The sequence below is a fragment of the Pseudomonas sp. VS40 genome, from assembly GCF_018587885.1.
In the GTDB taxonomy this organism is placed as follows: Bacteria; Pseudomonadota; Gammaproteobacteria; order Pseudomonadales; family Pseudomonadaceae; genus Aquipseudomonas; species Aquipseudomonas pergaminensis.
In genome coordinates, this window is sequence record NZ_JAGYWD010000003.1 from 224,783 (window position 1) to 247,574 (window position 22,792).

The 22,792-nt window shown below is 59.8% G+C and carries 16 protein-coding genes; 11 read left to right on the plus strand and 5 right to left on the minus strand.

The features are described 5' to 3' along the window. Nucleotides 1-6 precede the first annotated feature (6 nt). The 3 genes from KHP07_RS10155 (at nt 7) to KHP07_RS10165 (ending at nt 2,059) form a co-directional block, all read left to right on the plus strand. Complete coding sequence (locus KHP07_RS10155; protein WP_078050777.1) at nt 7-1,092, plus strand: 5-(carboxyamino)imidazole ribonucleotide synthase; 1,086 nt, start codon at nt 7-9, stop codon at nt 1,090-1,092. 106 nt (nt 1,093-1,198) lie between these two features. Further along, a complete protein-coding gene (locus KHP07_RS10160) occupies nt 1,199-1,444 on the plus strand; it encodes a GlsB/YeaQ/YmgE family stress response membrane protein (protein ID WP_015886585.1) in 246 nt (81 codons plus the stop codon). A gap of 78 nt (nt 1,445-1,522) precedes the next feature. Further along, complete coding sequence (locus KHP07_RS10165; RefSeq protein WP_078050776.1) at nt 1,523-2,059, plus strand: DUF3299 domain-containing protein; 537 nt, start codon at nt 1,523-1,525, stop codon at nt 2,057-2,059. Between the two features lie 45 nt (nt 2,060-2,104). Here the strand turns inward: KHP07_RS10165 and KHP07_RS10170 are convergent, their stop codons facing one another. From KHP07_RS10170 to KHP07_RS10180, 3 genes are all read right to left on the minus strand, one after another. Continuing rightward, entirely contained in the window at nt 2,105-7,765 is a 5,661-nt protein-coding gene (locus KHP07_RS10170; protein WP_214497146.1) for a hypothetical protein, read from the minus strand. Nucleotides 7,766-7,878: 113 nt separating this feature from the next. Beyond that, the gene (locus KHP07_RS10175) at nt 7,879-8,778 is read right to left on the minus strand and encodes a D-hexose-6-phosphate mutarotase (protein WP_078050774.1); all 900 of its coding nucleotides are present in this window, start codon (nt 8,776-8,778) and stop codon (nt 7,879-7,881) included. A gap of 58 nt (nt 8,779-8,836) precedes the next feature. Next, nucleotides 8,837-9,241: an acyl-CoA thioesterase gene (locus KHP07_RS10180; RefSeq protein WP_003176975.1), complete on the minus strand. Its 405-nt coding sequence runs from the start codon at nt 9,239-9,241 to the stop codon at nt 8,837-8,839. Between the two features lie 454 nt (nt 9,242-9,695). Between KHP07_RS10180 and KHP07_RS10185 the strand changes: the two genes are divergently transcribed. The 8 genes from KHP07_RS10185 (at nt 9,696) to KHP07_RS10220 (ending at nt 20,023) form a co-directional block, all read left to right on the plus strand. Then, nucleotides 9,696-10,985 (plus strand): MFS transporter, encoded by a 1,290-nt coding sequence (locus tag KHP07_RS10185; RefSeq protein ID WP_214497147.1) that lies wholly within the window; start codon nt 9,696-9,698, stop codon nt 10,983-10,985. Between the two features lie 178 nt (nt 10,986-11,163). Further along, complete coding sequence (locus KHP07_RS10190) at nt 11,164-12,150, plus strand: phosphate ABC transporter substrate-binding protein PstS (protein ID WP_032884460.1); 987 nt, start codon at nt 11,164-11,166, stop codon at nt 12,148-12,150. A 384-nt stretch (nt 12,151-12,534) separates the two neighbouring features. Then, entirely contained in the window at nt 12,535-14,568 is a 2,034-nt protein-coding gene (locus KHP07_RS10195; protein ID WP_214497282.1) for an ABC transporter permease subunit, read from the plus strand. A 15-nt stretch (nt 14,569-14,583) separates the two neighbouring features. Then, nucleotides 14,584-16,254, plus strand: a complete 1,671-nt coding sequence (gene pstA / locus KHP07_RS10200; protein ID WP_078050771.1) for a phosphate ABC transporter permease PstA — start codon at nt 14,584-14,586, stop codon at nt 16,252-16,254. 187 nt (nt 16,255-16,441) lie between these two features. Then, nucleotides 16,442-17,275, plus strand: a complete 834-nt coding sequence (gene pstB, locus KHP07_RS10205; protein ID WP_078050770.1) for a phosphate ABC transporter ATP-binding protein PstB — start codon at nt 16,442-16,444, stop codon at nt 17,273-17,275. Nucleotides 17,276-17,390: 115 nt separating this feature from the next. Next, nucleotides 17,391-18,152, plus strand: a complete 762-nt coding sequence (gene phoU, locus KHP07_RS10210) for a phosphate signaling complex protein PhoU (RefSeq protein WP_010207581.1) — start codon at nt 17,391-17,393, stop codon at nt 18,150-18,152. A 167-nt stretch (nt 18,153-18,319) separates the two neighbouring features. Further along, entirely contained in the window at nt 18,320-19,231 is a 912-nt protein-coding gene (locus KHP07_RS10215; RefSeq protein WP_078050769.1) for a response regulator, read from the plus strand. Nucleotides 19,232-19,360: 129 nt separating this feature from the next. After that, nucleotides 19,361-20,023 (plus strand): M23 family metallopeptidase, encoded by a 663-nt coding sequence (locus KHP07_RS10220; protein ID WP_214497148.1) that lies wholly within the window; start codon nt 19,361-19,363, stop codon nt 20,021-20,023. A gap of 3 nt (nt 20,024-20,026) precedes the next feature. Here KHP07_RS10220 and KHP07_RS10225 read toward each other — a convergent pair whose 3' ends face one another. Together KHP07_RS10225 and phoR are read right to left on the minus strand one after the other, a co-directional pair. Further along, nucleotides 20,027-21,367 carry a hemolysin family protein gene (locus tag KHP07_RS10225; RefSeq protein ID WP_010207573.1) on the minus strand — a complete coding sequence of 447 codons (1,341 nt, stop codon included), beginning with the start codon at nt 21,365-21,367 and terminating at the stop codon, nt 20,027-20,029. 124 nt (nt 21,368-21,491) lie between these two features. Continuing rightward, nucleotides 21,492-22,778 (minus strand): phosphate regulon sensor histidine kinase PhoR, encoded by a 1,287-nt coding sequence (phoR, locus tag KHP07_RS10230; RefSeq protein WP_218170090.1) that lies wholly within the window; start codon nt 22,776-22,778, stop codon nt 21,492-21,494. Nucleotides 22,779-22,792 lie beyond the last annotated feature (14 nt).

The following is a 22,792-nucleotide window of genomic DNA, read 5'->3' on the forward strand; positions in this document are numbered from 1 at the left end:
TTGACGATGAAAATCGGTGTAATCGGTGGCGGCCAACTGGGCCGCATGCTGGCCCTGGCGGGAACCCCGCTGGGGATGAACTTCGCTTTCCTGGACCCGGCGCCGGACGCCTGTGCGGCTGCCCTGGGTGAACACCTGCGCGCTGACTACAGCGACCCGGACCACCTGCGCCAACTGGCCGACGAAGTCGATCTGGTGACCTTCGAGTTCGAAAGTGTCCCGGCTGAAACCGTCGCCTTCCTGTCGCAGTTCGTGCCGGTATACCCGAGCGCCGAAGCCCTGCGCATCGCCCGCGACCGCTGGTTCGAGAAGAGCATGTTCAAGGACCTGGGCATCCCGACCCCGGCCTTCGCCGATATCCAGTCCCAGGCAGACCTGGACGCTGCAGTCGCCAGCATCGGCCTGCCAGCCGTGCTGAAAACCCGCACCCTGGGTTACGACGGCAAGGGCCAGAAAGTCCTGCGCACGGCTGCCGACGTGGTCGGCACCTTCGCCGAACTGGGCAGCGTAGCCTGCCTGCTCGAAGGCTTCGTACCGTTCACCGGCGAAGTCTCGCTGATCGCCGTGCGTGCCCGCGATGGCGAAACCCGCTTCTACCCGTTGGTGCACAACACCCACGACAGCGGGATCCTCAAGCTGTCCGTGGCCAGCACCGATCACCCGCTGCAAGCCCTGGCCGAAGACTATTCCAGCCGTGTGCTCAAGCAACTGGATTACGTCGGCGTGATGGCGTTCGAGTTCTTTGAAGTCGACGGTGGCCTCAAGGCCAATGAAATCGCCCCACGTGTGCACAATTCCGGGCACTGGACCACCGAAGGCGCCGAGTGCAGTCAGTTCGAGAACCACCTGCGGGCGGTCGCGGGCTTGCCGCTGGGTTCCACCGCCAAGGTCGGTGAGAGCGCCATGCTCAATTTCATCGGTGTGGTTCCGCCGGTGGAAAAAGTCATCGCCATCGACGACTGCCATCTGCATCACTACGGCAAGGCCTTCAAGGCCGGGCGCAAGGTCGGCCACGCCAACCTGCGTTGCAATGACCGTGCGACCCTCGAGGCGCAGATCCTCAAGGTCGAGGCGCTGATCGCCGAGCAATAACCCAAGGATCGGCGGGAACCATTGGTTGCCGCCGTCTCTCTGATTGCAGGATGGCAAAGCCTGACTAGGCTTTGCCATGACTCACATTCAATCAGAGGGAAATGCCATGGGTATCATCGGAACCATCTTCATCGGCTTGATCGTCGGTCTGCTCGCGCGTTTCCTCAAGCCTGGCGACGACAGCATGGGCTGGATCATGACCATCCTGCTGGGTATCGCAGGTTCCCTGGTCGCCACCTACGGTGGTCAGGCCCTGGGCATCTACCAGGCAGGCCAGGGCGCCGGCTTCCTTGGCGCGCTGATCGGCGCCATCGTGCTGCTGGTGATCTACGGTCTGCTGCGAAAAAAATGATTTAGCGTCACGGCCCTCTGCGCTGCGCAGGCGCAGAGGGCTAGAATGCCGACACTGTTAACCTTGTCGAGCCTCTCCATGCGCCGTCTTCTGTTTACCCTCCTGCTACTGGGCTCTGGCCTTGTCCACGCCGGCGAACTGCCGGAAACCGACTGGCTCGACCTGATGCCGCTGTCGGATCAAAAAGCCCTCGAAGCCATGCCCGAGATCGACCACAACTCTCCCGAAGCCCAAGGCACGTTCACCGACAAAGGTGGCTTGAAACAGAGCAAAGGCTTGCCGGCGGTGATGTATTCCACCAAGACCGTGGCCGCCATGAATGGCAAGAACATCCGTATCGGCGGTTATCCCGTGCCACTGGAAACCGACGCCAAGGGGCGCAGCACGCTGTTTTTCCTGGTGCCGTACCCAGGCGCCTGCATCCACGTGCCGCCACCGCCGCCTAACCAGTTGGTGCTGGTGCGTTATCCCAAGGGGCTGAAGCTGGATGATATCTACACGCCGCTGTGGGTCACCGGCACCCTCAAGGTCGAGAAGGTCAACAACGACTTGGCCGATGCTGCCTATGCCCTGGATGCCGGGAAAGTGCGGGTGGTCAAAGAGTCGGATCTTTAACCGGTTGTCGCCCCACGTACCGATGCGGATGACGAGCGCGTCGATTCATTCTGGCAACGCTGGGTAAAATATCCTCCTGGCCTGTGGCCAATCCATTTCTGCGCGGTAAAGGTCCAAGCGCGAGCTTTCGCGAGCAGCAAGGGCTTGAGCGCCCGCCCCCTGCGATTGCTGTGCCGGTGTTCTAAGCTGGCATTTGGCGGGGACGGTGTGCGCGGCCTGTTCAAAGTGCATGTGAGCATAGGCCCACGGTTTGCCTTTGACCTTAATCTCGAACTCGTCCAGGAAGTTTGGGACTTTTGTCACTTTTTGGCTGCCAGGCGTTTGGATTTCGCGGGTACCTGCAGCTCGGTTCTGAGTTTTGCGGATATCCAGAACACCCCGCTGGCCGTGCAAAAACTCGAGAGCATTGGCATTGGGGGCTTGCTTGGAAATCAGATCCACGCGCAAGAGTTTCGCCATAAGATTGAAACGGGCTGCGTGCTCCCTGAAGTGGGCCACTTGCGCCAGCAGACCTTGTTTGGTTGCCTCATCGGTGATGTCAATGCAGGCTGCCTGAAGGTCATCGGCTCCCTGATTCAGCTTGGTCGCGCCGGACCTGATCAGGGCTTCGGCACCCGCTGGTTCGGCTGACCCTTTGGTTCTGAAAAAAACGATGAGGTCATCATGCTCCTCAATCAGGTTTTGCATTTTCCTGGCAGCACCTTCCAGCTGCAGGGTAATAGTCGCCTGGCTGGAAGAGGCTAACCCACTCGGTTCTTCGATTTGGATGGTCGATCTGATCCAGAGATTGTCTTCGCCGACCCTGATATAGGCGAAGATGCGTTTGCCATCGGGGTCGAGGACGTCTGCGACATCGTTATACCCGGCTCTGGGCTTGGCGAATACGGTGACAGGAGTGCGGGGCTGATGGCCGGCGATCATTATTGATACTTGATCTTTCGGCACAGGGTTTAGGTGCGGCTCTAGCAGGGGGGCGGAGGGCAGTGGTTTCGCTGTGCCAAACGGTGCGGAGGGCGCGCGTGAGGGCCCGGCTTTATTCACTGGGAGCTTTTCCAGGGTATCCAGCATGTGTTCCAAGTCTTCGTCCAGTAACGACTTAAACACCGTGGTCTGTTCGATTATGGTGTTAACGGCCTTACGTTTATTGGCAAAATAAACGGTGAACATTTCAGAATTTGCGTCTTGTTGACTTATGCGGCCGGTCTGCTCCAGCCGTTGAATGTGGTTTTGCTGAGCCTGCAAGTAGCCTTCCAGCCTATCAACGACTGCCGCATAGCGCGGGCTGAGGTTGTCAGCCGTCTCAATGGTACTGAGCAGTCGCGCCCTGCCGAGGTCAGGTGTGGAAACGAAATTTTTCGGTTCGAATATGGGTAAGGCGTTGTTCTTCGTGTGTAGCGTGAACAGTTCTTGAGTGGCATCCCAGTGCAACAGAGATCTATCAAGCAGCTGGTTTGTCGTTTCGAATACGGTCGATTTGGCCGCCTCTTCCAGCCGGGCTGTAGCGATATCCATCTTATCGCGCGCTTTCTTGTAGTAGGCGGCTTTTTCAGCATTCGCTTTTTTAATCTTGTCTATCCTTTTCATCCCGGCATACCCACTCTCGTCGACCGGCAGCCAACTCCCGTCCTTATTGACGACGCGGTAAGTTGGGCGAGTTTTATTGTGCGGGTGAACAATATGGAACTCAGCGTCACCTGTGAGGCTGTAGCGAGTGTTGACGACGTACCATTGGCCGCGTGCGCGAACATAGCTCTGCTGATTTTTTCCATCATAGACACCGTTGGCCCGACGGCTCAATTCCGCAGTTTGTTCATACGAGAGGGGCGCGATGTAGTCGTCAAGATCCGGAATTCGTTGCAGGCCCTCTGCCCCCATTGGAATGTACCGGGGGCCGAACACGGTATTGGTCAGTGGGTCGATCAGACGATACTCGGGCAACAGGTCGGTGCCGACACTGCGTAGGGGAACACGGTCCACGCCGGCCACGGTGAACAGGCTGTCCTGCGGTTCGAGGGGTTTCCAGACTCGCGGGTCTACCGACTGTAGCGTTCGGCCAGTGGGTGCGATCGTTGGTTTGCCCAGCGCTTTTCTGAACAACGCCAGGCCTGCATCTACCTGGCGCCCAACTGCAGCGCTGAGCCGCAACACACCTAAGCCTGCGAGTTTGAGCAGAGCTGGCACCGCTTCCAGCGGGTTTAGCTCTCTGATGGCGCCCAGTAAAAACGTTTTGGTGAGGGTTGCGAATTTCGGTAGCGCCGCCTGAAAACTGATTCTTCCGGCTTGTGTAATCAAGCGTGCCGAACCGCCGACGTATTTACCAATGGGAGCCGCGAAGGAGATCAAGTCGGTGAACAATGACAACGCCCCTCTCTCCACGCGTTGCGGATCGCCCGAGGCGATGTCCTCGACGCCGCCCCAGAAGGGCACCAGCATCTTGGTGTAGTAGAGAAAGTCGTCGACGGTTTGTTGCGCGGTATCAAGCACGTCAACGTTACGCTTGGCGGTCAATTTGAGCTGAGATTCGTCAGTGTGAAATAGATCATTGGCAACGATGGCTGCCAGTGCTCGACTGCGCATTGAAGACAATGAGTGTGCTTCCCTCATAGTTTCCGAAGGGGCGGGTGCGGTGGCGGGTAACACCTGGCCGATCTGCTCGGCGATCACCAGGCTGGACACACCGTCTCGAGGACGACGGCCGTGTTGGTAGGCTTCCCAGTCGAACGGCATGGAGGTCGCGCGCCGAAAGGTTCCTTTGCTCGAACGGCTTGAGCCGCCTGTTGTTTCCACGACAACATTGCCATTGATTGTCAGCGTTTTAATCTTCGGGCGTGCGCGGATGATTGCCGCCCGAGGGAACACCTCATAATAGGTGGTACGGTGAGTGGTGCCGTGCTTCACTTGGGCCCGGATGATGAAGCCGTGGCGGCCTCTGGCGGCAGCGATGTTCTGCGCGTTTTCTTGCCCAACCTGCAGGCCACGAATCTCTTGGCGCAGGGCATACAACGTTACCTCGCCGTTTTCGATCGCGGTGCGATCAAGCAATGGCAGGTTGGGCAGCAAGGCCCTGATCAAGGTTTGGTAGGCTGCTTTGACACCGCTCAGGTAATCTCTAAACCCCACGTCGAAAGCGTCATCCGAGGTGAAGCGCCAGCGGCCAGGTGGTGCTTGAGAAATCGTTTCGGTTGCCTGAATCATTTCCTGTTCGTGTTGCTCCAAGGCTTCTACAGCCAATTGGATTTGTTCAGGAGTGAAGTCAGTTTTTGCCGACGTTAATACGCCATTGGCTTGGGCCCATTCCAGCGTTGGCCCCAATCTCGCTATCGAGATGACCATTTTTTGCTCGGGCGTCGCATCCCGGCTTGCTGTTGCGAGTAACTCGAGCAATTGTTGGAAGGTCATGTGTTGCGCAGCGTCGGGTGCAATGGCTTGCGCAAGCATCACGCCAGCCTTGAAATTCACCCAGGCGATGGAGCTGGCGTAACGCAAATCGTCGGGAATGCCTCTCACCCAGATTTCTGCAGCAGAACCCCGTTGCAGCAGGCGCAGGGCCAGATGTACACCGCCGGGCGTGAGTTTGTGGTTGCGGATCAGGGACCGCTCAATTTGTTCACGAATATAGTCATAGCTGTGGCCCCAGTGGCGTGGCGTTGCTATTTCTTCTCCGGCGACGGTCACTCGCGCGGGGTCTGCAGGGCGTTCAAAATGCAGCCAAAGTGCCCGCCAGACCAAGCCGCGCAGCACTTTTACCGGTGGTGTTTCATCTTGGGCTGTATACCAGTCCAGTGCCTTTACCAGTTGTTTTCCCAGCTCAAGGCATTGCGGGGTATTGAGCAACTGTTCGAGTACCACCGTTGGTGTCTTCAGTGCCTGTGCTTCGCGTTGTGGCGTCAGGAACGCTTCGATCAGTTGTTTGAATATCAGTTTTTCACCTGTCGTTTGACGATGAATAAGCAGCTGTTGCAGGCTGGCATCTCCTTGCTCGTCAATGAGTTCATCAAACGGCAGCCTGTCGTCATCCATCTCTAGCGATAGCGTGGCGGCGCGCTCCTGCAGTCGCTCAATCACCAGTTGGAGCGGGCTATCGGTGGCGATGTGGACACCGTAGAACTTGAGTGCAAGATCAAACTGGACAGTACCGTCCTCTCGAATACCATCACCAATGTCGCGCCGCGCCGCTATCAGAGTGTGAACATCATTTCTCCAGTACGTGGGCACTTCGCTCAGGGGCAGCAGCTTGCCCTGAATGGTAAAGCGAGTCAGCGGCGAATCCACAATAGCTGGCTGGTTACTGATGAGCTTTGCGAGTAGGGTCCAGGCGCCCAAACCGGCCTCGGTCTTGCTCGGCCATGTGCTTAGCCAGGTTGTAAAGTCGGTGTCATTCTTGAGCTTCTGTAAGACGGTCACGGCCTGCGCGCAGGCTTTGTACAGCGGAGATTGGCGATGAGGTGTAAAGAACTGATGTGGCAATGGCTGCGGTGCAGTCTGTGCCTGGAGGCTTTTCAACTGTGCGATCAAGCCAGTGAAATCAATTGATCGGTCGGTTTGTTGCTGTATCAGCCGTTGCTGAGCGGCGCGCGTCGCCTCCCTGCGTTGTGCGCTGAGGGCTAAGAGTGGGCGGGCGTGTCGTTCGATCGCCTCGCTGAAATCCAGCAACGGTGCAAGGTTCGCCGACTGCTTGATCCGTTCAGCTACGCTGCCCTGGGCGCTGCGGCTGACGGACCAGTGATATTCGATATCCTGGCGTTGCTTGGTGATGAGCAGGCTGATCTGATGCTCGAAAAAATCCTCGACGGCAGTGACAGGAAGCAGGTTGACGCTCCCATCCTGGCTGGCTCTTTGCGTCAGGCTTTCGAATGCCGAATGTTGACGATGAGCAACGCTGATCAGCAGTTGCTGACGCCCATTCACGTTTTTAAGCCGCTCCCTCAGATGTGTTTTCAGCGCCGTCGGGCTGGAAAATTCAGCCAGACGTTGGCCTGGCAGGTAGAGCACCGTGGGGTTGACGGTTGAGTGTTCGACCGGTGGCCATGTGCTGATGGCGAATGCCCCGACCAGCGGAATGCCGTCGGTCTGCGTTGTATCTTGCAAGCTGAGGTGAAAGATATTTAGAGTTTCGGGCGAGGTGGCTGTATTCAGTTGCCGTACCAGTGCAACGCTTGCGGGCTCAAGTGAGGCTGTTTCAAATCTCAATGATGCCTCGCACTGAATCAGCCGCGCGACGGTTTTAGCGATGAAGCTTTGATTGGTTTGCTCGGTTGCGCTGCGAGTGGCGTTCCAGTATCGATTGAGGCTATTCAGATAATAGTCAGGTTCCAGCAAGGTATTTATCAGGGTTCTGATGGTTAGCTGGCTTGTGTCGTCGAGCCGAGTGAATGTGTTTTTTTTATAGATATAGAAGTCATGACGCGGGCTGTAATAATCCGGAGTTCGACATTGATGCAAGGCGTCATTTACTAGGGTTATCAATGCCCTGTCGTGCTCAGTGGGCGGGTCACTCAAGGTGTCTTCTGGGGATTTCAGGTAGATGTGTTGGGTTGAGTAACGATCAAACAAACCGTTGATCTCTTCCAATACCTGCTTGTTTGCGCAAAAGGTCAGTGAGGGCTGAGCGTTAAGTGTCGCGATAAGTGTGTTATTGCACGTGGCCATGAGTTCGGCCACGTCGGCGGGGGGCTGTTGCAGTACTTCCTGGGGAGAGGGGGCCATCGTGTTGCCTCTGCTATAAGATGCGGTTTTCGCACTTTAGCGAGGCTGTTCTGGCATACGGACCTACATAGTAATGTCATCGTACCCCGTGTCCCGGACGTCAGCCGTGACGTTTACGAGGGTTTGGCAGTGATGCTTACCTGCAGTGTGTGCCTTTCACTTGGCGCCAACACCACCACATCGTCGAGTACATTCGCCGTTTCGATGCACAACATGCCTGTCCACCCATCATCGGCCATGTCATCAAACGCCTTGGCGCGTTCGGTCCATGGGTTCCAGATCACTGTCGATTTCGAACCCTCGGCAGTGAGCTGAATGCAACGGTGCCAGTCTTTGTCGACAATATTCAGCTGGGACGGCGTATCGAGGTAGATGCGATCAGTCTCGGCGGTGAAGTGCAGCAGGCCGGATTGTGTCTTTTCGGTCCAGCCATCGGCGGTGTCGATATAGGCATGCCCGTCCAGTCCTTCGACCTGCACATTGCGCACATCGCTTACAGCGAAGTAGGTGTGCAGCGCCTGGCTGAGGGTGACGGTGTCGGTGCCACGGTTGTGGCTGGTCAGGCGGATATGCAGTTGCTCATCCAGCAGCAGGCTCAGCGTCAGGTCAACGTGATGGGGCCAGCCAGGAAAGCCGCCTGCCGGCACCGGCAGTACCAGGTCCACGCGTAGCGCTTCACCTTCAAGCTCGGTCGCGGCCAATTCCCACAACGCGGTGCGCACAAAGCCGTGGGCGCCGGCTGGTTGCTCGCTCTGGCGCATCGCCTTCACGCTCTGCGGGTTACGGTCAAACACGCCAAACCACGGCCAGCACACCGGTACGCCGGTACGAATGCCCTTGCCCTGTTTGAACACCGCTTGAGGATTCGGCCAGATCAGCGGCTGCTCCCCGGCGCGCTGGTAACTGAAGATATGCGCGCCCTGTTGGGCCACCATCAGCTCGGCGCCGTTGTGGCGGATGCGCCAGCAATCCAGCTCGTCGATTTTCACGGTTTCAACGTGGGGCGTCGGCATAACAAAGCACTCTTTATGGCAGGCAATGGGGCAATTGACCGTTAAAACCCGGTGAGGTTTAACGTGCGCGCGACGGAACCGAACGCGTGCGACCGCTGCCATCGATGGCGACGAACACGAATACCGCCTCGGTAACCTTGCGCCATTCGCTGGACAGCGGGTCATCGCTCCACACCTCGACCATCATCTGGATCGAGCTACGGCCGATCTCCAGGGCCTGGGTATAGAAGGACAGCTGCGCGCCCACGGCAACCGGCACCAGGAACGCCATGCGATCGATGGCCACGGTGGCCACGCGGCCGCCTGCGACCTTGCTGGCCATTGCGGTGCCAGCCAGGTCCATCTGCGCGACCAGCCAGCCGCCGAAGATGTCGCCAAAACCGTTGGTTTCACGCGGGAGTGCGGTGATTTGCAGGGCGAGATCGCCTTGCGGGATAGGATCTTCTTGTTCGAGTTCGATCATGCCGAGGGCCTCTGACCCGTAACGCTTCATGGGTATTTCAAGTGGATAGCCGTCTTCGAAAAAAACGTTTCAGCACCAACATACACCGCGTGATGCGTTTCTCGTAAGGCGTACTAAAGGGAAACTCTGCCAAATCGGCTGGATGGCACCCAACGACGTTTTGGCACAGCAGCCCCTCAAGACTGCGGTTCTTGCGCTTGCAAGGGCCGAGTATATCGAGACCCTGTCGCCACGACGACCTCTGGGCGCTCATTTGGTCGGCAAATGGCGGCTGTATCGCGGCTTTTTCCGGCAACTGTGCTTCTGCGTGCAGATAAAGAGCAGGAATGTGGAATATTTCACGGGCTGGAACTGTTATCCGCTCGACGCTGTGCTTTTTCTAGCGATTTGCTATCTTGCCAAACCTGCCGCAAGTCCCGCTTGCCGTCCTGATTACTATAAGAGAAGCCTTGCCATGTCCTCCGTGCCCGCAAGCAGTGCGCAACCTTCGCGCCCGCTGACCCGCAACGACTACAAAACCCTGTCGCTGTCTGCCTTGGGCGGGGCGCTGGAGTTTTATGACTTCATCATTTTCGTGTTTTTCGCCACCGTGGTCGGGAAACTGTTCTTCCCCGTGGACATGCCCGAATGGCTGCGCATGATGCAGACCTTTGGCATCTTCGCCGCCGGCTACCTGGCACGTCCCCTGGGCGGCATCATCATGGCGCACTTCGGTGACCTGCTGGGCCGCAAGAAGATGTTCACCTTGAGCATCTTCATGATGGCCGTGCCGACCCTGATCATGGGCCTGCTGCCAACTTACGCGCAGATCGGCCTGTGGGCGCCGGTCCTGCTGCTGCTGATGCGTATTATCCAGGGCGCGGCAATCGGCGGCGAAGTACCCGGCGCCTGGGTGTTTGTCTCCGAGCACGTTCCGCCACGCCATATCGGCTATGCCTGCGGCACCCTCACCAGCGGCCTGACGGCCGGGATCCTGCTGGGCTCGCTGGTGGCCACGGCGATCAACACTATTTATAGCCCGGAGCAGGTCTCGGATTACGCCTGGCGTATCCCGTTCCTGCTCGGCGGCGTATTCGGCCTGTTGTCGGTGTACCTGCGCCGCTGGTTGCATGAAACACCGATCTTCGCCGAGATGCAGCAACGCAAGACCCTGGCCGCCGAGCTGCCATTGCGTGCGGTACTGCGTGATCACCGGGGTGCGATCGTGCTGTCGATGCTGCTGACCTGGCTGCTGTCGGCCGGTATCGTCGTTGTCATCCTGATGACCCCGACCGTGCTGCAAACGGTCTATCACTTCAGCGCCACCGTTGCGCTGCAGGCCAACAGCCTGGCCATCGTCGCCTTGAGCCTGGGCTGCATAGCCTCGGGTGCCCTGGCGGACCGCTTCGGTGCTGGCCGCGTGCTGATCGTCGGTTGCGCGCTGTTGCTGGCAACCTCCTGGACCCTCTATCACAGCCTCATCGCTCACCCGGACTGGCTGTTCCCGCTGTACACGCTGACCGGTCTGTTTGTAGGCACCATTGGCGTAGTGCCGTACGTCATGGTCAAGGCCTTCCCGCCGGTGGTGCGTTTCAGCGGGTTGTCGTTCTCCTACAACGTGGCCTACGCCATTTTCGGCGGCCTGACGCCGTTGGCAGTGTCGCTGCTGATGAAGGAAAGCCCGATGGGCCCGGCCTACTACGTTGCCGTCTTGTGTGTGATGGGCATGTTGGTGGGCGGGTATCTGTGGAAGCGTTCGCGCTGATTCCTTGACATGCTCGCTCCCGCGCCCTGCGTGGGAGCGATTGCAACTCCTCGCTGCGCCCCTTCACCTTGCCAATAGTGGCCTTTCATCTAACTGTCACATTGCAGACATAGAGTGTTCACACGGCCTCCCGATACTTGGCCCCGATCCAACTATCCCTATCTGCTAGGAGCAAGGCATGAAACTGAAACGTTTGATGGCGGCAATGACTTTTGTCGCTGCTGGCGTTGCGACCGCCAACGCGGTGGCCGCTGGTGTTGATCCGGCAATTCCGGCTTACGTTAAGACCACTGGTGTGTCGGGCAACTTGTCCAGCGTCGGTTCCGATACCCTGGCTAACCTGATGACCTTGTGGGCCGAGGGTTACAAAAAGGAATACCCGAACGTCAACATCCAGATTCAAGCTGCTGGCTCCGCTACCGCACCACCTGCGCTGACTGAAGGCACCTCCAACCTGGGCCCGATGAGCCGCAAGATGAAGGACACCGAACTGGCGGCCTTCGAGCAGAAGTACGGCTACAAGCCCACCGCTATTCCGGTTGCCGTGGATGCCCTGGCCGTGTTCGTGCACAAGGACAACCCGATCCAGCACCTGACCATGGAGCAAGTCGACGCGATCTTCTCCTCGACGCGTCTGTGCGGTGGCAAAGCTGACGTGAAAACCTGGGGCGACCTGGGTGTGACCGGCGACCTGGCCAACAAGCCGGTGCAACTGTTCGGTCGTAACTCGGTATCCGGCACCTACGGCTACTTCAAAGAAGAAGCCCTGTGCAAAGGCGACTACAAGCCAAACGTGAACGAACAACCGGGCTCGGCTTCGGTCGTGCAGTCGATCAGCTCGTCGCTGAACGGCATCGGTTACTCGGGCATTGGCTACAAGACCGCCAGCGTGAAAACCGTGGCCCTGGCCAAGAAAGGCAGCACTGACTTCATCGAAGACACCGAAGAAAACGCCCTGAACGGCAAATACCCGCTGTCGCGTTTCCTCTACGTGTACGTCAACAAAGCCCCGAACAAGCCTCTGGCCCCGCTGGAAGCTGAGTTCGTGAAGCTGGTGCTGTCCAAGCAGGGCCAGGAAGTTGTGGTGAAAGACGGCTACATCCCACTGCCAGCCAAAGTCGCCGCCAAGGCCCTGGCTGACCTGGGTCTGAAAGAAGGCAACTGATTGCCTCTGCGGGGCCGGCCTGCCGGCTCCGCATCCGAATTTTCTAGTCCGCTGCCAGCCTAGCTTCGCGGCGGATTTGTTGCGTCACTGCACTGTCATCTTTCTGTCATACAGGATCGCTAGGGTGTGCGCATGAATGATCTGGCCAATTCCACCATGACGACGACTTCTCCCCCCAAGCGCATTGACTTCAATACGCCTGAGTTGCAACGCAAGCGCCGCATTCGCGCGCTCAAGGATCGCCTGACCCGTTGGTACGTGCTGGTCGGCGGCCTCGCCGTCCTCGGCGCGATTACCCTGATTTTCTTCTTCCTGGCTTACGTCGTCGCGCCGCTGTTCCAAGGTGCCTCATTGACCAAGGAAGACGCCCTGACCCCGGCCTGGATCCAGGACGCCGGCAAGCCGCTGATGATCTCCCTCGAAGAACAAAACCAAGTCGCCATGCGGGTTTCCGACAAGGGCCAGGCGCTGTTCTTCAATGTGGAAACCGGCGCTGAACTCAAGCGTGTCGACCTGCCACTGCCCGCCGGCACCAGCGTTGCGTCTATCGGTGAAGACCAGCCCGGTAGCCCGCTGGTGATCCTCGGCCTGTCCAATGGCCAGTCCCTGGTATTCCGCCACACCTATAAGGTGTCCTACCCGGACGGCAAGAAAACCATTACCCCCGCGATCGAATACCCCTACGGTGAAACGCCGATCGTGCTGGATGACGCCGGCCGCCCGCTGGAGCATGTGGCCCTCAATGCCACGGACTCGTCCTTGGTGATTGCAGGTTCCGCTGGTTCGCACTTGAACGTGCTGTCCCTGAGCCGCGAAGAAAACATGATGACCGGCGAAGTCACCAGCGAGCAGAAGCGCATCGAACTGCCGCAGATGACCGAGCCGGTGAAAGCGATCTTCATCGACCCGCGCCAGCAATGGCTGTATGTGATCAACGGCCGTGCCCTCGCCGATGTGTTCAGCCTGCGCGACAAGAGCCTCAATGGTCGCTACAAATTGCTGGAAGACGGCAATGCTGAAGTCACCGCCAGCACGCAACTGGTGGGCGGCATCTCGCTGATCATTGGTAACTCCAAGGGCGGCCTGGCCCAGTGGTTCATGGCCCGCGACCCGGATGGCGAGCAGCGCTTCAAGCAGATCCGTACCTTCCAGCTGGGCGCTGCGCCTATCGTAGAAATCTCCGCCGAAGAGCGCCGCAAAGGCTTCACGGCCCTAGACGCTTCCGGCAAATTCGGCGTGTTCCACAGCACCGCGCACCGCACACTGCTGGTGGACCCGGTGGTCGATGGCCAAGGCATGTACGGCATGTCGCCACGCGCCAACCGCGTGATCGTCGAAGCTGGCGGCAAGCTGCAACCGTTGCTGCTCGACAACCCGCACCCGGAAGTGTCCTGGAGTGCACTGTGGAGCAAGGTCTGGTACGAAAACTACGACGAGCCCAAGTACGTCTGGCAATCGACCGCTGCCAACACCGATTTCGAACCCAAGATGAGCCTGGCCCCGCTGACCTTCGGCACCTTGAAGGCGGCGTTCTACGCCATGCTGTTGGCTGCGCCACTGGCTGTTGCGGCAGCGATCTACACCGCCTACTTCATGGCCCCGAGCCTGCGCCGCAAGGTCAAGCCGGTGATCGAATTGATGGAAGCGATGCCGACGGTGATCCTCGGTTTCTTCGCCGGCCTGTTCCTGGCGCCGTATGTGGAAGGGCATCTGCCGGGCATTTTCAGTCTGCTGATGCTGCTGCCGATTGGCATTCTGGTGGCCGGTTTCGTCTTCAGTCGCCTGCCTGAATCCTTGCGCCTGCGGGTTCCCGATGGCTGGGAAAGCGCGATCCTGATCCCGGTGATCCTGTTCGTGGGCTGGCTCTCGCTGTACATGAGCCCGTACCTGGAAACCTGGTTCTTCGGCGGCGACATGCGCATGTGGATCTCTCACGACCTGGGCATCACCTACGACCAGCGCAACGCTCTGGTAGTGGGTTTGGCCATGGGCTTCGCAGTGATCCCGAACATCTATTCCATCGCCGAAGACGCCGTGTTCAGTGTGCCACGCGGCCTGACCCTGGGCTCGCTGGCCCTGGGTGCCACGCCGTGGCAGACCATGACCCGCGTGGTGATCCTCACCGCCAGCCCGGGCATCTTCTCGGCGCTGATGATCGGCATGGGCCGTGCTGTCGGCGAGACCATGATCGTGTTGATGGCCACCGGTAACACCCCGGTGATGGAGATGAACCTGTTCGAAGGCCTGCGAACGCTCGCGGCCAACGTTGCGGTGGAAATGCCGGAGTCGGAAGTGGGCGGCAGTCACTACCGCGTGCTGTTCCTCTCGGCGCTGGTGCTGCTGTTGTTCACCTTCATCATGAACACCCTCGCCGAGCTGATCCGTCAGCGTCTGCGCAAGAAATACTCGTCGCTTTAAGAAAGGTAGAAGTCTGTGAAACAGAACTCCCTGAATGGATGGTTCAAGAGCGGCGCCCCTGGCGTCTGGATCAGCGGTGGCGCGGTGTCCATTGCGGTCATCATGACCATTGGTTTGCTGGCCGTGATTGCAGTGCGTGGCCTGGGTCACTTCTGGCCGGCCGACCTGATCCAGGCCAACTACAACGTGCCGGGCCAGGCAAACCATGTCGTCATCGGCGAAGTGGTGCAGAAAGAAGAAGTCCCCCGCGAGCGCCTGAAAAGCGCTGGCCTGCCGGTGCCGGACCAAGGCCCGGAGTTCATGACCCGCGAGCTGATCAAGGTCGGTAACCGCGACCTGAACGGCAATGACTTCACCTGGATCGTCGGCGAGTGGCTCAAGGACCAGACCACGCCGGCGAACCTGATGACCATCGAGCGCCGTGAGTGGGGTAATTTCTACGGCACCCTGGTCAACGTTAAACAGGACGGTAAAGTCATCGCCGAAGGCGAGGCCGCATGGCCGGAGCTGCAGGCCCGTGTGGATCGCGTCAACAAGCTGGCCGCTCAACTCAAAACCCTGGAAAAATCCGACATCGGCGCGATCAACGCCGGGCTGGAGCGCATCCGCCTGCACGGTCGCAAGCTGGAGCTGGAAGGCAAGCTTGACGCTGCCGCCCAGGCCGACATGGACGCCGACCGCGCCGAGCTGAATGCCCGCTACCAGGACATCGAGGCACGCCTGGCCGACCTGCATGCCCAATTCAACCGCGACGCCCTGACCGCCCGCGACGGCAACGGCAAGGAAGTCGAAATCGGCATCGGCAAAGTGGTGCACGCCTACCAGCCGAATGCCATGGGCACGATCACCAAGGTCGGCTTCTATTTCAGCAAGGTCTGGGAATTCCTCAGCGATGACCCACGGGAAGCCAACACCGAGGGCGGGATTTTCCCGGCTATCTTCGGCACCGTGATGATGACCCTGATCATGGCGATGATCGTGACCCCGTTCGGCGTGTTGGCGGCGGTGTACCTGCGTGAATACGCCAAGCAGAACACCCTGACGCGGATTATCCGCATCGCCGTGAACAACCTGGCGGGCGTACCGGCCATCGTCTACGGCGTGTTCGGCCTGGGCTTCTTCGTGTATGTATTGGGTGGCTCGGTAGACCGTCTGTTCTTCGCTGAGGCCCTGCCGGCCCCGACCTTCGGTACCCCGGGTTTGCTCTGGGCCTCGCTGACCCTGGCGCTGCTGGCGGTGCCGGTGGTGATCGTGGCCACCGAAGAAGGCCTGGCGCGGATTCCTCGCACCGTCCGTGAAGGCTCCCTGGCACTCGGCGCGACCAAGGCGGAAACGCTGTGGAAGATCGTGCTGCCGATGGCCAGCCCGGCGATGATGACCGGCATGATCCTCGCCGTGGCCCGCGCCGCCGGTGAAGTGGCGCCGCTGATGCTGGTCGGCGTGGTGAAACTGGCACCGTCGCTGCCGTTGGACGGCAACTACCCGTACCTGCACTTGGACCAGAAGATCATGCACCTGGGCTTCCATATCTATGACGTCGGCTTCCAAAGCCCCAACGTCGAAGCCGCACGGCCGCTGGTGTACGCCACTGCCTTGCTGCTGGTGCTGGTGATCGCCACGCTTAACTTGTCGGCAGTGTGGATCCGTAACCACCTGCGCGAAAAATACAAAGCGTTGGACAGCTAAGCGGGCCGGACACGGTCAATGTGGGAGCTGGCTTGCCTGCGATGCAGGCGACTCGGTTTAGCAGGTACACCGCGGTGATGCCATCGCAGGCAAGCCAGCTCCCACAGGGGGCAGCGCCAGACACAGATTTTTGAGTAAACCGCCCCGGCGGTTCAACGAAACGAATTGGTAGCACAGGGAGCATCCCATGCAACAAGACACCCACACCCACGGCATCAACATGTCTGCCCTGGGTCGCGACAAGCAGAGCCTGAGCCTGGCCCAGGAAACCGTGGCCATCGAAGTGCCGGGCCTGAGCCTGTACTACGGTGAAAAACAGGCGCTGTTTGACGTCAGCATGAACATCCCCAAGCAGCGCGTGACCGCCTTCATCGGCCCGTCGGGCTGCGGCAAGTCCACGCTGCTGCGTACCTTCAACCGCATGAACGACCTGGTGGACGGTTGCCGAGTGGAGGGCGCGATCAACCTCTACGGCACTAACATCTACCGCAAGGGCGAAGACGTGGCCGAGCTGCGTCGCCGCGTGGGCATGGTGTTCCAGAAGCCCAACCCGTTCCCCAAGACCATTTACGAAAACGTGGTCTACGGCCTGCGCATCCAGGGCATCAACAAGAAGCGCATCCTTGACGAAGCCGTTGAGTGGGCCCTCAAGGGCGCGGCGCTGTGGGACGAAGTGAAAGACCGCCTGCACGACTCGGCCCTCGGCCTGTCCGGCGGCCAGCAGCAGCGTCTGGTGATCGCGCGGACCATCGCCGTGGAGCCGGAAGTGTTGCTGCTCGACGAACCTTGCTCGGCTCTCGACCCGATCTCGACGCTGAAAGTCGAAGAGCTGATCTACGAGCTCAAGTCCAAGTTCACCATCGTTATCGTGACCCACAACATGCAACAGGCGGCTCGGGTTTCCGACTACACCGCGTTCATGTATATGGGCAAGCTGGTGGAATTCGGCGACACCGATACCCTGTTCACCAATCCGGCGAAGAAGCAGACCGAAGACTACATCACTGGTCGCTACGGCTAGTTGGGGCAGCTGCAAGCCGCCAGTTTCAAGCGGTAAGTAAAAGCAGTTCAACGGAACGACACACATCAGCTTGCAGCTTGTAGCTTGCGGCTTACAGCTTTTGCGGAGCAAACGCATGATTAGCAAAGAAGGCCTTACCCATCACATCTCCGCGCAGTTCAACGCCGAGCTTGAGGAAGTGCGCAGCCACCTCCTGGCGATGGGCGGGCTGGTGGAGAAGCAAGTCAACGATGCGGTCACCGCGCTGATCGAGGCCGACTCGGGCCTGGCCCAGCAAGTGCGTGAGATCGACGACCAGATCAACCAGATGGAACGCAACATCGACGAAGAATGCCTGCGCATCCTCGCTCGTCGCCAGCCGGCGGCGTCCGACCTGCGGTTGATCATCAGCATCTCCAAGTCGGTGATCGATCTGGAGCGCATCGGCGATGAAGCCACCAAGATCGCCCGTCGTGCCATCCAGCTGTGCGAAGAAGGCGAAGCGCCACGTGGTTACGTGGAAGTGCGCCATATCGGTGACCAAGTGCGCAACATGGTGCGCGATGCCCTCGACGCCTTTGCGCGCTTCGACGCCGAGTTGGCGTTGTCGGTGGCCCAGTACGACAAGATCATCGACCGCGAATACAAGACCGCGCTGCGTGAGCTGGCGACTTACATGATGGAAGACCCGCGCTCTATCTCGCGGGTCTTGAGCATTATCTGGGTCCTGCGTTCCCTGGAGCGTATCGGCGACCACGCGCGCAATATCTCGGAACTGGTGATTTACCTGGTGCGCGGGACCGACGTACGGCACATGGGCCTCAAGCGCATGAAGGCCGAAGTTGAAGGTTCGGCCGATCTAATCCCTAATGTTCCGGGCGAATCTGACGATAAGTAAGATTGCCCGAGAAATAAACGCCCGGCCTTTGGTCGGGCGTTTTCGTTTGTGGCCGCTGAATTTTTTGCGGATCGGATGAAAAAAGTCCGAACGTGACTACAGGGTTTTGGCAAAATGCCATCAGTCAGGCGTCTTGCGTGCCGAAGTTTTTATAGGATGAAGGGTCGATGAGTAAAGTCAGTGTATTGGTGGTGGATGACGCCTCGTTTATCCGCGACCTGGTGAAGAAGTGCCTGCGCAACTACTTCCCCGGGATCAAGCTTGAAGACGCGGTGAACGGCAAAAAGGCCCAGGCCATCCTGATGCGCGAGACCTTCGACCTGGTGCTGTGCGACTGGGAAATGCCGGAGATGTCTGGCCTTGAACTGTTGACCTGGTGCCGTGAGCAACCTCACCTCAAAGCCATGCCGTTCGTGATGGTCACCAGCCGTGGCGACAAGGAAAACGTGGTCCAGGCCATCCAGGCCGGTGTTTCCGGCTACGTCAGCAAGCCGTTCACCAACGAGCAGCTGCTGAACAAGGTCAAGCAGGCCCTGCACAAGATCGGCCGTCTCGACGCCCTGGTCGCCAGCGCGCCGACCAAAATGAACTCGGCTTTCGGCAACGATTCCTTGAGCGCCCTGACCGGCGGCAAACCCGAAGTGGCGCGTGCGGCTCCTGTTGCGGCTGCTGCTCCTGCGCCTAACAAAGGTTTGCTCAACAGCCCTCCGGTGCAGGCCCCGGTAGCGGCTGCGCCGGCTGGCGGTCGTGGCCAGGGCCAATTGCGTCTGTCCAGTGGCACCCAGCAATGCGTGATCAAGGCGCTGAGCATCAAGGAAGCGCTGCTGGTAGTACGTCGCAGCGAAGTCCTGCCCCAGGTACTGGAAAGCGCCGTGCTCGACCTGGAACAAGGCGACAACGCCGAAGTGGCCCGTCTCAACGGCTACTTGCACGCTATCGTCGCCTTCGAACCCAAGCCTGACAGCGATTGGCTGCAACTGACCTTCCGGTTCATCGACCAGGACGCGCAGAAGCTCGATTACATCTCCCGTCTGATCGCACGGGGTACGGCGCAGAAGCATTTTGTGCCGGGTGCGTGATCCTGAGGGGCACCGTACAATTGTGGGAAGGGGCAAGCCCCCTCCCACATTGGGATCTCCAGTGTGGCGCATAGAGTTGTCATGATTCCTTGCTAACCTGCCGGTCAGTCATCCCGGCAGTTTCACGCTATGCTCATGCGCTTACTACTGTGCTGCGGGCTGGCAGCGGTCGTCACTTCGACCCAGGCCATGACCCTCTACAAATCCGTCGATGCCAATGGCCTGGTGTTTATCAGCGACCGGTATACGCCGGGTGCCCTGGCGTTCGTGATCCAGGAGCGCAAGGTTGAGCGACCGATGCTTGTCGTGCCCAAGCCCAATCGTCCACAACAAGCCTACCGCTATCCCTTGCCCTGGCGTGGCGGCCCATTTCGCCTGACCCAAGGTCCCAACGGCACTTTCAGCCATACCGATAGTAAGAGCCGCTACGCCATGGATATCGCCATGCCCGAAGGCACGCCAATCATCGCGGCGCGTAGCGGGGTGGTGGTGAAAACCGAGAACGGGCAGACCGGGCGTGGCAGTGATGCGTCGGGGAATTTCGTGAGGGTGCGCCACGATGACGGCACCGAGGGCGTGTACCTGCACCTCAAGCAAGGCTCGGTCAGTGTCAGGGTTGGGCAGCGTGTGGCGGTAGGAAGCCCGCTGGCGTTGTCGGGCAATACCGGCAACAGCAGCGGGCCACATCTGCATTTTGTGGTGCAGCGCGCCACCGAGGCGGGGCTGGTGTCGATCCCGTATGAGTTCAACCAGCCGGTCGGCGCATTGCCCAATTTTGCATTGGGCAATTGACGATCAATCCAGCAACAGCACCTTGGCCAGTACGATCTTCGGCCCTTTCATCTTCTTGATGATGATGCGCAAGCCTTCGACCTCCAGCACTTCTTCCTCTTCCGGCACGCGCTTGAGGGTGTCGTAGATCAGACCGGCCAGGGTTTCGGCTTCGATGTGGTCCAGATCGACACCCAGCAGGCGCTCGACCTTGAACAGCGGCGTGTCGCCACGCACCAGCAGCTTGCCCGGCTGGTAGGCCAGGATGCCGCGCTCGGCCTTGCGGTGTTCGTCCTGGATATCGCCCACCAGCACTTCCAGCACGTCTTCCATGGTGAGGTAGCCGATGATCTTGCCGTCGGCTTCTTCCACCAGGGCGAAGTGCGCGCCGCCTTTGCGGAACTGTTCCAGCAGTTGCGACAGCGGCATGTGCCGCGACACACGCTCCAGCGGGCGGGTCAGCTCGGCCAGGTTGAACGACTCGGGAATGTGGTCCAGGGCCGCCAGTTCCAGCAGCAGGTCCTTGATGTGCAGCAGGCCCACGAATTCGTTGCGCACCGCGTCATATACCGGGTAGCGGCTGAATTTGTGGCGGCGGAACAGCGCGAGGATTTCCTTGAGCGGGGCGTTGAAGTCCAGGGTGACCAGGTCTTCTCGGGAGTTGGCCCAGTCCACCACTTCCAGCTCGCCCATTTCCACGGCGGAGGCCAGCACGCGCATGCCTTGGTCGCTCGGGTCCTGGCCACGGCTGGAGTGCAGGATCAGCTTGAGTTCTTCACGGCTGTAATGGTGTTCGTGGTGCGGGCCGGGCTCGCCTTGGCCGGCGATGCGCAGGATGGCGTTGGCGCTGGCGTTGAGCAGGTAGATCGCCGGGTACATGGCCCAGTAGAACAGGTACAGCGGCACCGCCGTCCACAACGACAGCAGTTCGGGTTTGCGAATCGCCCAGGACTTGGGCGCCAGTTCACCGACCACAATGTGCAGGTAGGAAATCACGAAGAAGGCGGCAAAGAACGACACGCCCTTGATCACTTCCGGCGACTCGACGCCCACGGCGCCCAGCAGCGGCTCAAGGATGTGCGCGAAGGCCGGCTCACCGACCCAGCCCAAGCCCAGGGAGGCGAGGGTGATGCCCAGCTGGCAGGCCGACAGGTAGGCGTCGAGCTGGCTGTGCACGGTGCGCAGGATCTGCCCGCGCCAGCCGTTCTTGTGGGCGATGGCCTCGACCCGGGTGGCGCGCAGTTTGACCATGGCAAATTCGGCCGCAACGAAGAAACCGTTGAGCAGTACCAGGATCAGTGCAAAAAGAATCATGCCGAAGTCGGCGAAGAGTGTAGCGAGGGTGATACCAGGGGAAGGGTCCATGATGGGGTTTTGCAGGTTCCGTGTGTTCAATAAGGGGTGGCAGGCGGGCCTGGAAGGCAGGCGCAAGTCGGCCAATGTAGCGGCTGACGGGGCGCTTGCCTAGTGCCCACTGCCGAGCGGGCCGTCAGGTGTCCTGATCAATTGCCTTCGATCGTGTCATCTGTGCTGGCGGAAAATGGCAGGTAAACGTGCTGCCATGGCCCAACACGCTGCTGATCTCCAGGCGTGCGCGGTGACGCAGCAGCACGTGCTTGACGATCGCCAGGCCAAGCCCGGTGCCGCCAGTGTTGGAGTTGCGGCTGGAGTCGACGCGGTAGAAGCGCTCGGTCAGGCGCGGCAAGTGCTTGGCGTCGATGCCGATGCCGGAGTCCTGCACGCTCAGGTGCGCGCCCTGTTCGTCGGCCCACCAGCGGATGCGGATGTTGCCTTTGTCCTGGGTGTACTTCACGGCGTTGAACACCAGGTTGGAAAACGCGCTGCGCAACTCGCCTTCGCTGCCTTTGAGCAGCACGGCGGGGTCGGCTTCCAGGGTGATCTGCTGGCCGCGTTGGCCGGACAGGGCCTGGGCGTCGTTCTTGATGGTCTGCAGCAGGCTCTGCACGGCGACAGGATGGTTATCCGACGGGTAATCGGTCGCCTCCAACTTGGCCAGCAACAGCAGGTCGTTGAGCAGTGTCTGCATGCGTGAACCTTGCTGCTGCATCTGTTGCAGGGCACGGCTCCAGCGCGGGTTGATCTCGTCGACGTTGTCCAGCAGCGTCTCCAGGTAGCCACAGATCACCGTCAGCGGTGTGCGCAACTCGTGTGAGACGTTGGCGACGAAGTCTTTGCGCATCTGTTCCAGCTGGTGGATGCGGGTGACGTCGCGTACCAGCATCAGGTGCTCGTTGTTGCCATAGCGCGTCAGGTACAGCTGGATGCGCACGCGGTCATTGGTGGGCGAGGGGATTTCCAGGGCTTCTTCGTAGTTCTCCTGTTCGAAGTACTCCTTGAAGCGCGGGTGGCGCACCAGATTGGTCACCGGCTGGCCGCTGTCCTGGGGCGTCTTGAGGCCCAGCAAGGTCTCGGCGGCGCGGTTCCACCATTCCAGGTTGCCGTCGCTGTCGAGCATGATCACCGCGTCTTTCAACGCGGCGGTGGACTCCTGCACCCGGTCGATCACGGCTTGCAGGCGCCCGCGCACCCGTTGGTCGCGGCGCTGCAAGTGATAGATGCTGTCGAACACTTCGCCCCACAGGCCGTAGCCATCGGGCGGTGCTTCATCGGGTTTGTGCTGGCGCAGCCATTCATGCAGGCGCAGCAGTTGCTTGAGGGTCCAGCCCAGGTACAAGGCGATGCCGGCTGCCAGGCTCCAGCCGTAGTAACCGCTGACCAGACCCACCAACAGGCAGCCGGTGATCAGCAAAAGCATGTGGCGGATCAGGG